Source organism: Nonomuraea sp. NEAU-A123, from assembly GCF_018603905.1.
In the GTDB taxonomy this organism is placed as follows: Bacteria; Actinomycetota; Actinomycetes; order Streptosporangiales; family Streptosporangiaceae; genus Nonomuraea.
The window spans coordinates 24,640-39,139 of the sequence record NZ_JAHFZZ010000014.1; the positions used below are offsets into that span (position 1 = coordinate 24,640).

Consider the following 14,500-nt stretch of genomic DNA (forward strand, 5'->3'; position numbering starts at 1 on the left):
TATGACCAGCTCCGCCCGGCGCCCGCCGGTTGTCACGGCGAGCGTCCCCGTCATCGACCCGCCGGCGTGGGCGCTGTCCCAGCGCGCGCTGCTGGACCTGCTGGACAGCGGGTGGCGGCTGTTCGCCGACCGGTACACCCGGCCTGACGGCTCGCTGCGCTACACCGGCCGGCTGTCCACCCGTGACGGCGCGGACGACTTCTTCGAGCCGTTCTTCAACTGGCCCCAGCTCTACCTGCTGGGCGGCGCGGACGACCTGCTACCGGCGTGCGCCCACCACTGGCACGGCGTGGTCGCCCAGATGACCGAGCTCGGCATGTTCGCCGACGAGTTCGAGATCGGCTACGACTGGTTCCATCAGGGGGAGAGCCTGCTCTTCACCTACTTCCTCACCGCCGCCGACCCGGCGGCCTGGGCGGACCGGGCGACCCGGTTCGCCGACCTCTATCTCGGCCCGGCCAACTACGACCCGGCGCACCGCATCATCAAGGCCCCGCACAACGGCAGCGGGGGAGCCCGGGAAGGGGTGTCCGACACCCCCGCCTATCCCTGGACCGAGGCGGAGGCCGCCCAGTACGGCTATCCGCTGGACTGGCTGCTGCCGGCCGACGCGCCGGTCCCGGCACTGGCCGACGATCCGCGACTGGGCGCGGAGATGCGGGAGCGCCTGGGCCGGGGCGACGCGGCCGGCAACCTGAGCGTGGCCGGCCTGGTCTGCAACGCCTTCCTGGTCACCGGCGACGAGCGGTACGCCGCCTGGCTGCGCGAGTACGTCGGAGCCTGGCAGCGCCGGGCCCAGGAGAACGGCGGCGTCATCCCGGACAACGTCGGCCTGGACGGCGTGGTCGGCAGCCAGTTGGACGGGCGCTGGTACGGCGGGCACTACGGCTGGACCTGGCCGCACGGCATGTACAGCGTCGGCCAGGCGACCGCCGTCGGCGCACTCAGCGCCGCGCTGGCCACCCGGGACGACGGCTACCTGGACCTGGTCCGGTCCCTGCTGGACGCGGTCATCGGCCTCGGCGTCAAGCTGCCGTTCAGCCAGAGCGACTCGGCCAACCAGGGTCGCTGGCGCGCCCATCTCGGCCCCGAGGTGGACACCCCCACCCTTCTCGTGCCTTATCGGCACAGCGACAAGGGCTGGTTCGACTACAACCCGATCCAGACCTCGATCCCGTTCGCGCTCTGGCACCACACCGGCGCAGCCGAGGACCGAGCCCGCCTGGACGCGCTGCGCGCCGCGGCCGGTTACGACTGGGCGACCGTCCGGCCGTTCCGCGACAAGGAGGAAGCCGGGCACGAGGAGCCCTGGTACGCCTACCTGTGCGGCGACAATCCGGACTACCCCCAGCGGATCCTCGCCGCCGCGCACGCCCAGGCCCGCCGTCGCATCGCCCTGCTGCTCGCCAACGCCGACCGGGACCTGCCGGAGGAGGCGATCCACCTGTGGCAGAACGTCAACCCGGTGGTGACCGAGGCGCTGGCCCAGCTCATGTGGGGTGGCCCGCAGGTCATCTACAACGGCGGCCTGCAGCAGGCGAGGGTCCGCTACTTCGACGCTCTACGCCGCCGCCCCGGCGTGCCGGACCAGGTCGCCGCCCTGGTCAGCGCCATCGAGCCGGAGGCGACCGTGGTCACGCTGGTCAATCTCTCGGCCACCGACGACCGCGTGCTCATCGTCCAGGCCGGCGCGTTCGGCGAACACGAGATCGTCACTGCCACCGCGACCGGCGCCGAGCCCGGCTGGACCGGCCGGGACGCCGAGTACATCCACCACGAGCCGGTCCCGACGAGCACCGAACTCGCGGTGAACGGGCCGCACCTCACGGTCGAACTACCGGCGGGCACGACCGTCACGCTGACCCTGCGGCTGCGGCTGCGGGCCTACCAGGCGTCGTACCGGCAGCCGTGGGAGTGAGCCGCTTCGCTCACGTGCGCCGCAGCAGGTAGGTGTCCATGATCCAGCCCTTGCGCTCCCGCGCCTCGGCGCGCAGGGCGCGGATGCGGTCGCCGACCTCGGCCACCGGTCCGGCCACCAGGATCTCGTCGGGCGTGCCCAGGTAGGCGCCCCAGTAGATGGTGAAGTCGTCGAGGCCGGCGAAGGAGCAGTGGGCGTCCAGCATGACGACCACGTCGTCGGCGCCGGCGCCCTCCTGGGCCAGGCGGCGGCCGGTGGTGAGATGCACGGGGCGGCCGACCTGGGTGAGGCTGGTGCGGTGGCGTGCGGTCAGCGCGGAGACGCTGCTGATGCCGGGGATCACCTCGTAGTCGAAGACGACCTGCCCGCGCTCCAGGATCTGCTCGACGATGGCCAGCGTGCTGTCGTACACGCCGGGATCCCCCCACACGAGGAACGCCCCGGTCTCGCCGTCGGCCAGCTCGTCGCGGATGAGCCTCTCGCACGCCAGCGCGCGGCGTGAGCGCCAGTCTTCGACGGCGGCGGCGTAGGCGGGAGTGGTCCGGTCGCGCTCGGGGTCGCGGGCCTCGGCGATCCGGTACGGCGCGCGGCCGTGCTCCTGGATCAGATCCTGCCGGAGCTGGACGAGGTCGTGCTTGACCTCGCCCTTGTCCACGATGAAGAAGACATCGGCGGCGGCGATGGCCTTGGCCGCCTGAAGCGTGAGGTGGTCGGGGTCGCCTGCGCCGATGCCGATGATGAGTAGCCGCTTCACCCGTAAGAGTGTGCCAGACCAGCCGCTATACGATGTTCATCGCATATCACCCAAGGAGCCTCGTGAACCTGGTCGAGCAGGGCGAACCGTTCGCCGAGTTCTGGCAGGAGCGGCACCTGTGCACGCTCGCCACCGTCCGTCCCGACGGCTCGCCGCACGTGGTGCCCGTCGGCGCGACGCTGGATCTCGCCACCGGCACCGCCCGGGTGATCACCTCGGCGACCTCGTACAAGGCCCGGCTCATCGCGGCCTGCGGGCCGGACGGCGCGCGGGTGTCGCTCTGCCAGGTCGACGGCCGCCGCTGGTCGACGCTGGAGGGCCGGGCCGTGCTGCGCACCGAGCCGGAGCAGGTCGCCGACGCCGAGCGCCGCTACACCGCCCGCTACAAGCCGCCCCGGCCGAACCCGTCCCGCGTCGTCGTGGAGATCCAGGTGGTGCGCGTGCTGGGGAACATGTGATCACCGTCGTGGGCGTCGGCGCGGACGGCTGGGCCGGACTGGCCCCCGACTCGCGGCGGGCGCTGGAGGCGGCCGAGGTGCTGATGGGCGGCCCCAGACAGCTCGACCTCATCCCTCCCTCAGGGGCCGAACGGGTCGCGTGGCCGTCGCCGCTGCTCCCCGCGCTGCCCGCGCTGATGGACAGCCACGCGGGCCGGGAGGTGTGCGTGCTGGCCAGCGGGGACCCCATGTTCTACGGCGTCGGCTCCACGCTGGTGCGCCTCCTGGGCACGGCCCGCGTGCGGGTGCTGCCGCATCTGTCGTCGCTGTCACTGGCGTGCGCCCGGCTCGGCTGGCCCGTCGAGCAGGTGGAGGTGGTCAGCCTGGTGGGCCGTTCCCCGGCGACGCTGAACGCCGCCGTGCTGCCCGGGGTGCGGGTCATCGTGCTGGGCTCCGGTCTCGACGCGCCGTCGCGGGTGGCCGGGCTGCTCATGGAGCGCGGGTACGGCCCGAGCCCGATGACCGTGCTGTCGGACCTGGGCTCGGCGGCGGAGTGCGCGCAGGCGGGGACGGCCGAGAGCTGGACGGCCGCCGCTCGGTCCAGCCTGCACGTGATCGCCGTCGAGTGCGTGGCGGGGCCGGACGCCGAACCGCTCGCGCTGGTCCCCGGGTTGCCCGACACGGCGTACGAGCACGACGGGCAGCTCACCAAGCGCGAGGTCCGCGCGGTCAGCCTGTCGCGGCTCGCGCCCCTGCCCGGCGAGCTGCTGTGGGACGTGGGGGCGGGTGCGGGCAGCATCGCCATCGAGTGGCTGCGCGGCCACCCGTCATGCGCGGCCGTGGCGGTCGAGAGCCGGGCCGACCGGGCCGCCGCGATCCGGCGCAACGCCGACGTCCTCGGGGTGCCCGCGCTGCGGGTCGTCGTAGGCAGTGCTCCGGCGGCGCTGGAGGGGCTGCCCGCGCCGGACGCGGTGTTCGTCGGTGGCGGCGCCACCGTACCGGGACTGCTGGAGCGCTGCTGGGCGGCGCTGCGCCCCGGCGGCCGGCTCGTGGTGAACGCCGTCACCCTGCAGTCCGAGGCCGTGGTCGGGGAGTGGTACGGCCGGCTCGGCGGCGACCTGGTGCGCCTGGCCGTACAGCGGGCCTCGCCCATCGGCGCCTTCACCGGGTGGCGGCCCGCGATGCCGGTGACCATCTGGTCGGTCACCAGGAAGGACGTGCCATGATTGCGCACTTCACCGGGGCGGATCTGCCATGACCGTGTACTTCATCGGGGCCGGCCCCGGAGCCGCCGACCTGATCACGCTACGCGGGGTGCGGCGGCTGGAGTCCTCGCCGGTGTGCCTGTACGCCGGTTCGCTGGTGCCCCGCGAACTCCTTGCGTCCTGCCCGCCGTCGGCCAGACTGGTCGACACCGCGAACCTGACGCTCGACGAGATCGTCACCGAACTGGTGACCGCGCACCGGGCCGGGCTGGACGTGGCGCGGCTGCACTCCGGCGACCCGTCCGTCTTCAGCGCCGTGGCCGAGCAGATGCGGCGGCTGGACGCGCTCGGCGTGCCGTACGAGGTGGTCCCGGGGGTGCCGGCGTTCGCGGCGGCCGCGGCCTCGCTGGGCAGGGAGCTGACCGTGCCCGGGGTCGGCCAGACGGTCATCCTGACGCGCGTCTCGGGGCGCGCCACGCCGATGCCCGACGGCGAGGACCTGGCGACGCTCGGGGCGAGTGGTGCGACGCTGGTGCTGCACCTGGCCGTACAGCGGATCGACGCGGTGGTGGCGGAGTTGCAGCCTTCATACGGGCTGGGCTGCCCGGTCGCGGTGGTGGCGCGGGCCAGCAGGGCCGACGAGGTGATCCTGCGCGGGACGCTGGCCGACATCGCCGATCAGGTCAGGGCGGCCGGGATCCGGCGTACGGCGGTCATCGTCGTGGGCCGGGTGCTGTCGGCGTCGCAGTTCCCCGACAGCCACCTCTACAGCGCCGATCGGACGAGGACATGAGAAGGGTCCTGATCCTTGGCGGCACGGCCGAGGCCAGGGCGCTGGCCGCGGAGCTGGCCGCCGACCCGGGCGTGCGCGTCGTGTCGTCCCTGGCCGGGCGGGTCACCAACCCGCGGCTGCCGGTCGGCGAGGTGCGCGAGGGCGGGTTCGGCGGCCCTGAGGGGTTGGCCGCCTGGCTGGTCGCCGAGGGAGTCGACGTGGTGGTGGACGCCACCCATCCGTTCGCGGCGCGGATGACCGCTTCGGCGGCCGTCGCGTCGGCCAGCACGGGTGTGCCGCTGCTGGTCCTGCGCCGGCCGGGCTGGCAGGAGGGGCCGGGCGACGCCTGGCAGCGGGTCGGCTCCCTGGGGGCCGCCGCCGCCCTCCTGACCGAGAGCGTCGCGCGGACCACCGGCCTGTCCGCTACGGGCGCTTTGACCGGGGCCGTGCGGGTGTTCCTCACCACCGGGCGCAGGAGCCTGCCGATCTTCAGCGGGCTCGCCGGGGTGTGGCTGCTGGCCAGGTCGGTCGATCCGCCCGAGCTTCCCGTGCCCGCCAACGTGCACGTGCTGCTCGACCGCGGGCCGTACACGGTCGAGGGCGAACTCGCGCTCATCCGCGAGCACCGCCTCGACGTGCTGGTCACCAAGGACAGCGGAGGTCAGCTGACCACCGCGAAGCTCACCGCGGCCCGCCGGCTCGGGCTACCCGTGATCATGGTGAACCGGCCGCCGCTGCCCGAGGGTGTCCGGCTGGTGGACACCGTGGCGGCGGCCGTTGAGTGGGTTCACGGGTAGCGGCGCGGGGTGTAGACGGTTCCGCTCTTCGTCACGCGGGTGGTCGAGGAGCCGACGATCAGCAGGCAGCGCATGTCCACACGCGCGGGATCCAGCTCGCCGAGCGTGGTGACGATGACGCTCTCGTGCGCGCCGCCCACGTCGCGGCCGATCACCACGGGGGTGGCCGCGTCGCGGTGCTCCAGCAGCACGTCGCGGGCGGCGGCGAGCTGCCAGGTACGGCTGCGCGAGGCCGGGTTGTACAGCGCCAGCACCAGATCGGCCCGGGCCGCGGCGGCCAGCCGGTCGGCCACCACCTCCCACGGCTTGAGCAGGTCGGACAGCGACAGCACGCAGTAGTCGTGGCCCAGCGGCGCGCCCACCCGGCTCGCCACCGCCTGCGCGGCCGTCAGCCCGGGCACCACACGCACGGGCACGTCCGGGAAGTCCACCGCCGCCTCCAGCACGGCGCTGGCCATCGCGAACACGCCGGGATCGCCGGAGGAGACCACCGCCACCCGTGCCCCTTCGCGCGCCAGATCCAGCGCGTGCCGGGCCCGCTCGGCCTCGACCCGGTTGTCGGTGCGGTGGCGGCGCTGGCGCGGGTTCGGCGCCACCCGGTCCACGTACGGGCCGTACCCGACCAGGTCGGTGGCCGCCGCCAGTGCCTCCTGCGCCTCCGGCGTCAACCACGGCCGTCCGGCGGGGCCGAGCCCCACCACGGTGACCTCGCCTGAGACCTCGGCCGGCGCGGGTGTGGGGACGAAGGTCCGTTCGGCCGGGCTGGTGAGCAAGGCCAGCGAGAAGTACGGCACGTCACTGGGGTCCACGTCCTTGAGCGGCGCCACTCGTTCGGCCCCCATGGTGGCGCGCTCGACGTACCAGGCGTCGTCCAGCCGCCCGGCCTCGGCCAGCGCGTCGCGTACCTTCCCGAACGTTCTGCCCAGCTTGAGCACCGCGGCCGAGTCGGTGGCGCGCAACCGCTCGGCCAGCGCCTCGGCGGGCAGCGTGCCGGGCAGGAGGGTGAGCACCTCGTCGCGTTCCACCAGCGGGCGGCCCAGCACGGCGGAGGCCGCGCTGACCGAGGTGACGCCGGGCACCACCTCGGTCGGGTAGCGGTGCGCGAGCCGCTTGTGCAGGTGCATGTAGGAGCCGTAGAACAGCGGGTCGCCCTCGGCCAGCACCACCACGGTCCTGCCCGCGTCCAGATGCGCGGCCAGCCTGACGGCGCAGTCGGCGTAGAAGTCGTCGAGCGCGCCCTGGTATCCGCCCGGATGGTCGGTGGTCTCCGTGGTCAGCGGGTAGAGCAGCAGCTCTTCGATCTGCCCTTCCTTCATGTACGGCAGCGCGATGGAGCGGGCGATGCTGCGGCCGTGCCTGGCGGCGTGGTAGGCGATCACCTCGGCCTCGCCGATCAGCCTGGCCGTCTTCACCGTGACCAGTTCCGGGTCGCCGGGACCGAGGCCCACCCCGTACAGCCGTCCGGTCATCGTGATCACTCCGCTTCGCTCGCGATGGCGTTGACCGCCGCCGCCGTCATCGCACTGCCGCCGCGACGGCCGTGCACCACCAGGTATTCCAGGCCGCTCTCGGCCAGCGCCCGCTTGGACTCGGCCGCGCCGATGAAACCCACGGGGATGCCGAGCACCGCCGCGGGCCTGCCCGCCCCGTCCGCGACCAGTTCGAGCAGCCGGAACAGGGCCGTCGGCGCGTTGCCGATGGCCACCACGGCGCCGTCGAGCTGGTCGCGCCAGAGTTCGAGCGCTGCGGCGCTGCGGGTGGTGCCGAGACGTTCGGCCAGCTCGGCCACTCCCGGAGCGCCGAGGGTGCAGAGCACCTCGTTGCCCGCGGGCAGCCTGCGCCTGGTCACGCCGGAGGCGACCATCATGGCGTCGCAGAGCACGGGAGCGCCGTGACGCAGCGCCGCGCGGGCCCGTGTGACGACCGACGGTGACCAGTCCACGTCGTTCACCAGGTCGGTCATGCCGCAGGCGTGGATCATCCGCACCACCACCTGGGCCACCTCGGGCGGGATCCCGGTGAGGTCCGTCTCGGCACGGATGGTGGCGAACGACCGCCGGTAGATCTCGGCGCCGTCACGGATGTAGTCGGTCACTGCTGCCTTTCCTGGTATCCGTCGGCTGTGGCGACCATCTGCACGACCTGCCCCCGGGGCAGCCCGCAGCGCCGCTCGCAACCGGCCCAGTGCACGGGCACCTCCGTGGGGCCGCTGCGGCCCGCCACCCAGCGCCGCGCGTCCTCCTGCACGTCGGCCAGCGATTTGGCGCAGCCGGGGCGGCCGGTGCAAGCGGTCACGCCCACCCAGGGCGACGCCGGATCGGTCACCAGCCCGTCCGCGTCGAGCAGCCGCGCCACGCGGCCGGCGTCGGCGGGGGACAGATCGAGGAACACCACGGTCCGCCACGGCGTCAGCCGCACGGCGACGCTGGGTTCTGCAGGGACGCTCTCGGCGGCGGCGGCGATCGCGCGGGCCTGGGCGGCGGTCAACCGGCCGAGCGGGACCACCGCCTCCAGCGCCACGCGGCCGTCCCGCTGCTCGGTGAGCCCCGCGCGCCGCACCTCCTGAGCGGATGGCGGGCCGTCGATCGCGACGCCGCCCAGCCGGGCGGCGACCCTGGCGGCCCCGTCTTCCAGGTCCCCGATCCGCCACGCGGTGCTGTCACGCTGGGCCTCGCCATCGCGCTCGGAGGCGCTCTCCCGTTCGTCGAGGAATGCCTCTGCAGCGGCGATCATGTAGGACACCGCCGTCTCCCCACGTACGGAGAGTCCCGCGTCGCTGCCCGCCAGCAGCAGCCGGGCGGTGCCTCCCGCGCAGGCCGCGAACGTGACATCCGCGCCGAGCCCCACCACGTCGCCGCTCCCGTCGTCCAGCGCGAACAGGAACCGTCCGGGCAGCCCGGCCAGGCGGGGACGCGCGCACAGCGCCCGGTCCAGGGCCTCCACCAGCGGCTGGGTGTCGAGCAGGCCCGCCGGTCCGCGGCCGCTCAAGGGTGAGGCGACGATGTTGCGTACCCGCTCGTGCGCGGGCGACGGCAGCAACCCGACAAGGGCCATCCGCTCGGCGAAGGCGGTGGCCGAGCGCAGGCCGCGTACCTGGACGTTCGCCCGGGAGGTCAGTTCGATCACCCCGGAGCCCAGGTCGGTGGCGCAGGCGGCCAGTTCGCGAAGCTGGGCGGCCGACACCGCGCCGCCGGGCAGGCGGACCCGGGCCAGCGGGCCGTCGGCGGCCTCGTGCACCTGTAGCGCCCCCGGACAGGCGTCGGGGCGCACACGTCCGGAAAAGTCGGCTATGGACACGAAGAGGATGGTAACGCCAGTTTCTTGCGGTGGTCGCCCCTGCCGTGGTCTGATCGGGAGGCGATAGCAATGGGAGGAAGCCGGTGCGAAACCGGCGCGGTCCCGCCACTGTGACCGGGGAGCGAACCCCACGAAGGCCACTGTCCGGCGACGGATGGGAAGGCCGGGGTGAGCGCTGATCCGGGAGCCAGGAGACTCCTGCCGTCGTGACACCCGCGACCGGGGCGAGGACCCCGAGGGAGGATTGCGCCGTGCTCGGCGACAGCCATACCGTCCTGCTGCTCTCGACTTCCGACACCGACTTGCTGAGCGCTCGTGCCGGCGGTGCCGCCTACCGCCTGGGCAACCCCGCCAGGCTGGCGGCCGAGGATCTGCCCGCCCTGCTGGAGGGCATCGACCTGGTCGTGGTACGGCTGCTGGGTGGGCGCCGGGCCTGGGAGGAAGGACTCGACCACCTGCTGGCGGGTCCCCGTCCGGTGGTGGTGCTCGGCGGGGAGCAGGCTCCCGACGCCGAGCTGATGGAGCTGTCCACGGTCAGTGGCGGCGTCTGCGCGGAGGCGCACGCGTACCTGGCGCACGGTGGGCCCGCCAACCTCACCGAACTGCACGCCTTCCTGTCCGACACCGTTCTGCTGACCGGCCGTGGGTTCGCCCGGCCCGAGCCCACGCCCACCTGGGGCCGCCTGGAGCGCGGCGCACGGGGGGAGAGCGGGCCGGTGGTCGGCGTGCTCTACTACCGGGCGCATCACGTGGCGGGCAACACCGCGTTCGTCGAGACCCTGTGCCAGGCCGTCGAGGACGCGGGCGGCCGGGCGCTGCCTGTCTTCTGCTCCTCCCTCCGCACCGCGGAGGCCGGTCTGCTCGACGTCCTGCGTACCGCCGACGCGCTGGTGGTGACCGTACTGGCCGCGGGCGGCTCCCGCCCGGCCACCGCGGGTGCCGGCGGTGACGACGAGGCGTGGGACGTGGGGGCGCTGGCCGAGCTGGACGTGCCGATCCTGCAGGGGCTCTGCCTGACGACCAGCAGGCAGGCGTGGGAGGAGAACGACGACGGTCTCTCCCCGCTCGACGCCGCCTCCCAGGTGGCGATCCCCGAGTTCGACGGCCGGATCATCACGGTGCCGTTCTCGTTCAAGGAGATCGACGAGGACGGGCTGACGGTCTACGTCGCCGACACCGAGCGGGCCGCCCGGGTCGCCGGTCTCGCCGTACGGCACGGCCTGCTCAGGCACACCCCGCCCGCCGAGCGCCACCTGGTCGTGATGCTGTCGGCCTACCCGACCAAGCACTCCAGAGTCGGCAACGCGGTCGGCCTGGACACCCCCGCCAGCACGGTGAGACTGCTCGCCAGACTCGCCGAGGCCGGCTACGACCTGGGGGACGGCTTTCCCGGCGTGGCCGAGCAGGACGGCGACGCGCTGATCCACGCGCTGATCGCCGCGGGCGGCCAGGACCAGGACTGGCTGACCGAGGAGCATCTCGCGGGCAACCCCGTGCGTATCTCAGCGGAGTCCTACGGGCAGTGGTACCGCACACTGCCCGGCGACCTGCGCGCGGACATGGAACGCCATTGGGGCCCGCCGCCGGGCGAGCTGTTCGTGCACGAGGGCGACATCGTGCTGGCCGCGCTGCGGGCGGGCAACGTGGTGGTGATGGTGCAACCGCCGCGCGGATTCGGCGAGAACCCCATCGCCATCTACCACGACCCCGACCTGCCGCCGAGCCACCACTACCTGGCCGCCTACCGCTGGCTGTCGAAGGAGTTCGGCGCGCACGCGATGGTGCACGTGGGCAAGCACGGCAACCTGGAGTGGCTGCCGGGCAAGTCGGCCGGAATGTCCGCCTCGTGCGGCACGGACGCGGCGCTGGGCGATCTGCCGCTCGTCTACCCGTTCCTGGTGAACGATCCGGGCGAGGGTACGCAGGCCAAGCGGCGGGCGCACGCGGTGCTGGTGGACCACATGGTGCCGCCGATGGCCCGCGCCGAGACGTACGGCGACATCGCCCGGCTGGAACAGCTCCTCGACGAACACGCCTCGATCGCGGCGATGGACCCGGCCAAACTGCCCGCGATCAGGGCGCAGATCTGGACGCTCATCCAGGCCGCCCGGCTGGACCACGATCTGGGGTTGGCCGATCGGCCGCACGACACCGAGTTCGACGACTTCATCCTGCACGTGGACGGCTGGCTGTGCGAGGTGAAGGACGCGCAGATCCGTGACGGCCTGCACGTGCTCGGCCAGGCGCCCGAGGGACAGGTCCGGGTGGACCTGGTGCTCGCGATGCTGCGGGCCCGGCAGATGTGGGCGGGCAGGGAGACTCTGCCAGGGTTGCGGGAGGCGCTCGGCCTGGCCGAGGACGGCACGGCGAGCCTGACCAGCGTGGACGCCGCGGAGGCGACCGCCCGCGCCCTGGTGCAGGCGATGGAGGAACGGGACTGGGCACCGGAAGCGGCGGCGGAGGTCGCGCGCGCGATCCTCACGACGGCTGAGGCGGCGGACGCCGGTCGCGTGATCCTCACGACAGCGGAGGAGACCGGCCGCGCGATCCCCGCGACGGCTGAGGCGGAGGAGACCGGCCGCGCGATCCCCGCGACGGCCGAGGCGGCGCAGGCCGACCACGTGATGGGGCGCCTGGATCTCGTGACGCGCATCCTCACCTTCGCCGCCACCGAGGTCGTTCCCCGGCTGGCTCGCACCACCGACGAGCTCGACCACCTCCTGCACGCTCTGGACGGCGGGTACGTCCCGGCCGGGCCGAGCGGCTCCCCGCTGCGCGGGCTCATCAACGTTCTGCCGACGGGGCGCAACTTCTACTCCGTCGATCCGCGCGCGGTGCCCAGCAGGCTCGCCTGGGAGACGGGCCAGGCCATGGCCGATTCGCTGCTGGAGCGCTACCGCGCCGACACCGGCGAGTGGCCGCGCTCGGTCGGCCTGTCCGTCTGGGGCACCAGCGCCATGCGTACGGCCGGCGACGACGTGGCCGAGGTGCTGGCCCTGCTCGGCGTCCGCCCCGAATGGGATGAGGCGTCCCGCCGGGTGACCACACTGCAGCCGATCCCGCTCGCCGAACTGGGCCGCCCCAGAATCGACGTGACCATCCGCATCAGCGGCTTCTTCCGAGACGCCTTCCCGCACGTGGTGAGCATGCTCGACGACGCCGTACGGCTGGCCGCCGGGCTGGCCGAACCCGCCGAGGACAACTATGTCCGCGCCCACGTGGCCGCCGACACCGAGGCGCACGGCGACGAGCGCAGGGCCACGATGCGGATCTTCGGCTCCGCGCCCGGCGCCTACGGGGCCGGGCTGCTGCCGCTGATCGACAGCGGCAACTGGCGCGATGACGCGGACCTGGCCGAGGTGTACGCGGTCTGGGGCGGCTTCGCCTACGGCCGTGACCTCGACGGCGTCGCCGCCCGGCCCGACATGGAGAGCGCCTATCGCAGGATCGCCGTGGCGGCCAAGAACGTCGACACCCGCGAGCACGACATAGCCGACTCCGACGACTACTTCCAGTACCACGGTGGCATGGTCGCCACGGTCCGCGCGCTCACCGGGAAGGCGCCGGCGGCCTACGTCGGCGACAGCACCCGCCCCGACGCCGTACGCACCCGGACCCTGTCCGAGGAGACCTCGCGGATCTTCCGCGCCAGGGTGGTCAACCCGCAGTGGCTGGCCGCGATGCGGCGGCACGGTTACAAGGGCGCGTTCGAGCTGGCCGCGACCGTGGACTACCTGTTCGGCTACGACGCCACGACGGGTGTGCTGGCCGACTGGATGTACGACAAGCTGACGGAAACCTATGTGCTCGATCCGGAGAACCAGGCGTTCATGGCGAAGTCGAACCCATGGGCGCTGCACGGCATCGCGGAACGCCTGCTGGAGGCCGCCGAGCGGGGCATGTGGGCGCACCCCGACCCGGAGATCATGGACGGGCTGCGGGAGGTCTACCTCAAGACCGAGGGCGACCTGGAGGACGACACCAGCCGCTGAGCCGACGCCGGGCGGCCGGCCCAGTGCAGGTGCAGGTAGGACGCGGTGAGCAGGGGGTCGCCGAACCCGTCGGCGCCGCCCGCCCAGCGGAAGACCGGTTCGCCGACCGCTTCGACCGCGGTCCGGTCGACCGCGGTCCGGTCGATCTCGACCACGGTCCGGTGGAATTCGTGTCCGCTGAACCGTTCGCCCGGCTCGGTGAGCAGCGATCGGCGGACGGCCACCGCGTCCCGGTAGCCCAGCGTGAGCCGGTCGCTCATCCGGGCGACGCCGGGCACGCGTCCGCACATCCGCTGCCCGTCCAGCTCCCGGCACAGGTACAGCAGCCCGGCGCACTCCGCCGCGATGGGGCCGTCGAAGGCCGCCACCTGCCCGCGCAGCGGCTCGTTGGCGGACAACTCCGCGGCGTACATCTCGGGGAACCCGCCGCCGATCACCACCGCGCCCGTCCTGGCGGGCAGGGCCTCGTCGCGGAGCGGGTCGAACACGGCCACCTCGGCCCCCGCCGCCCGCAGCAGCTCGACATGCTCGGCGTAGCCGAACGTGAACGCCGCCCCGCCCGCCACCGCCACCACGGCCCGCTCCGGCCCACGGGCCGTCACCTCCCCGATCGCCACGGCCGGGTCCCAGGCGGTGCCGGTCAGCGGCGGCGCTGAGCGGGCCAGTCGTACCAGGGCTTCGAGGTCGCACGAGCGGGTCACCAGCGCGCCGAGCCGGTCCACCGTGGCCACCGCCTCGGCCGTTCGCTCCGCCGCGGGCACCAGCCCGAGATGCCGGGAGGGCGTGGAGACGGCGTCGTCGCGGCGGATCGCGCCCAGCACGCGCACTCCCGCCTCGGCCAGTGCGGCCCGGCACAGCTCCTCGTGCCTGTCGGACCCGACGCGGTTGAGCACCACCCCGCCCACGCGCACCCGCGGGTCGAACGTGGCGAAACCATGCACGACGGCGGCCACGGACCTGCTCTGCCTGGCCGCGTCCACGACCAGCACCACCGGAGCGTCCAGGAGGCGGGCGACGTGCGCGGTCGAGGCGAAGTCCGTTTCTCCCTTGCCGTCGAACAGGCCCATCACACCTTCCACCACCGCGATGTCACACCCCGCGGCCCCGTGCGCGAACAGCGGCACCACGCGTTCCTCGCCGGTCAGCCACGGGTCGAGGTTGCGCCCCGGCCTGCCGGTGGCGAGCGCGTGGTAGCCGGGGTCGATGTAGTCGGGCCCCACCTTGTGCGGTGAGACCGCCAGCCCGCGGGCCCGCAACGCCGCCATCAGACCGGTCGCCACCGTCGTCTTGCCGCTGCCCGACGAGGGCGCCGCGATGACCAGGCGCGG

General features: G+C 73.5%; 11 protein-coding genes and 1 riboswitch. Of the genes, 6 read left to right on the forward strand and 5 right to left on the reverse strand.

Annotated features, from left to right (window positions below):
* The first annotated feature begins 1 nt into the window (after window position 1).
* The gene (locus tag KLK06_RS36680) at window positions 2-1,918 is read left to right on the forward strand and encodes a hypothetical protein (protein ID WP_214640233.1); all 1,917 of its coding nucleotides are present in this window, start codon (window positions 2-4) and stop codon (window positions 1,916-1,918) included.
* A 10-nt stretch (window positions 1,919-1,928) separates the two neighbouring features.
* Here the strand turns inward: KLK06_RS36680 and cobF are convergent, their stop codons facing one another.
* Window positions 1,929-2,672, reverse strand: a complete 744-nt coding sequence (gene cobF, locus KLK06_RS36685) for a precorrin-6A synthase (deacetylating) (protein ID WP_214640234.1) — start codon at window positions 2,670-2,672, stop codon at window positions 1,929-1,931.
* A 62-nt stretch (window positions 2,673-2,734) separates the two neighbouring features.
* On the opposite strand from cobF, the gene KLK06_RS36690 reads away from it, so the two are divergent.
* From KLK06_RS36690 to KLK06_RS36705, 4 genes are read left to right on the forward strand one after another with little or no spacing between them, the layout of a single operon-like run.
* Complete coding sequence (locus KLK06_RS36690; RefSeq protein ID WP_308168610.1) at window positions 2,735-3,130, forward strand: TIGR03618 family F420-dependent PPOX class oxidoreductase; 396 nt, start codon at window positions 2,735-2,737, stop codon at window positions 3,128-3,130.
* Complete coding sequence (gene cbiE / locus KLK06_RS36695) at window positions 3,127-4,335, forward strand: precorrin-6y C5,15-methyltransferase (decarboxylating) subunit CbiE (RefSeq protein WP_214640236.1); 1,209 nt, start codon at window positions 3,127-3,129, stop codon at window positions 4,333-4,335. Before KLK06_RS36690 ends, cbiE begins: the two co-directional genes overlap by 4 nt.
* Window positions 4,336-4,363: 28 nt before the next feature.
* Window positions 4,364-5,107, forward strand: a complete 744-nt coding sequence (cobM, locus tag KLK06_RS36700) for a precorrin-4 C(11)-methyltransferase (RefSeq protein WP_214640237.1) — start codon at window positions 4,364-4,366, stop codon at window positions 5,105-5,107.
* Entirely contained in the window at window positions 5,104-5,883 is a 780-nt protein-coding gene (locus tag KLK06_RS36705) for a cobalt-precorrin-6A reductase (RefSeq protein ID WP_214640238.1), read from the forward strand. Before cobM ends, KLK06_RS36705 begins: the two co-directional genes overlap by 4 nt.
* On the opposite strand, the gene cobJ is transcribed toward KLK06_RS36705, so the two are convergent.
* Genes cobJ through cobG form a run of 3 tightly spaced genes read right to left on the reverse strand, consistent with a single transcriptional unit; the run spans window position 5,874 to window position 9,180 of the window.
* The gene (cobJ, locus tag KLK06_RS36710) at window positions 5,874-7,352 is read right to left on the reverse strand and encodes a precorrin-3B C(17)-methyltransferase (protein ID WP_214640239.1); all 1,479 of its coding nucleotides are present in this window, start codon (window positions 7,350-7,352) and stop codon (window positions 5,874-5,876) included. The genes KLK06_RS36705 and cobJ overlap by 10 nt on opposite strands.
* 5 nt (window positions 7,353-7,357) lie before the next feature.
* A complete protein-coding gene (locus KLK06_RS36715; RefSeq protein ID WP_214640240.1) occupies window positions 7,358-7,978 on the reverse strand; it encodes a precorrin-8X methylmutase in 621 nt (206 codons plus the stop codon).
* A complete protein-coding gene (gene cobG / locus KLK06_RS36720) occupies window positions 7,975-9,180 on the reverse strand; it encodes a precorrin-3B synthase (RefSeq protein WP_214640241.1) in 1,206 nt (401 codons plus the stop codon). The genes KLK06_RS36715 and cobG overlap by 4 nt, the downstream gene beginning before the upstream one ends.
* 13 nt (window positions 9,181-9,193) lie before the next feature.
* Window positions 9,194-9,401: riboswitch (cobalamin riboswitch) on the forward strand.
* Window positions 9,402-9,431: 30 nt separating this feature from the next.
* On the opposite strand from cobG, the gene cobN reads away from it, so the two are divergent.
* Window positions 9,432-13,172: a cobaltochelatase subunit CobN gene (gene cobN / locus KLK06_RS36725; protein ID WP_214640242.1), complete on the forward strand. Its 3,741-nt coding sequence runs from the start codon at window positions 9,432-9,434 to the stop codon at window positions 13,170-13,172.
* Here the strand turns inward: cobN and KLK06_RS36730 are convergent.
* A complete protein-coding gene (locus tag KLK06_RS36730) occupies window positions 13,127-14,494 on the reverse strand; it encodes a cobyrinate a,c-diamide synthase (RefSeq protein ID WP_214640413.1) in 1,368 nt (455 codons plus the stop codon). The two genes, cobN and KLK06_RS36730, sit on opposite strands and share 46 nt — an antisense overlap.
* Window positions 14,495-14,500 lie beyond the last annotated feature (6 nt).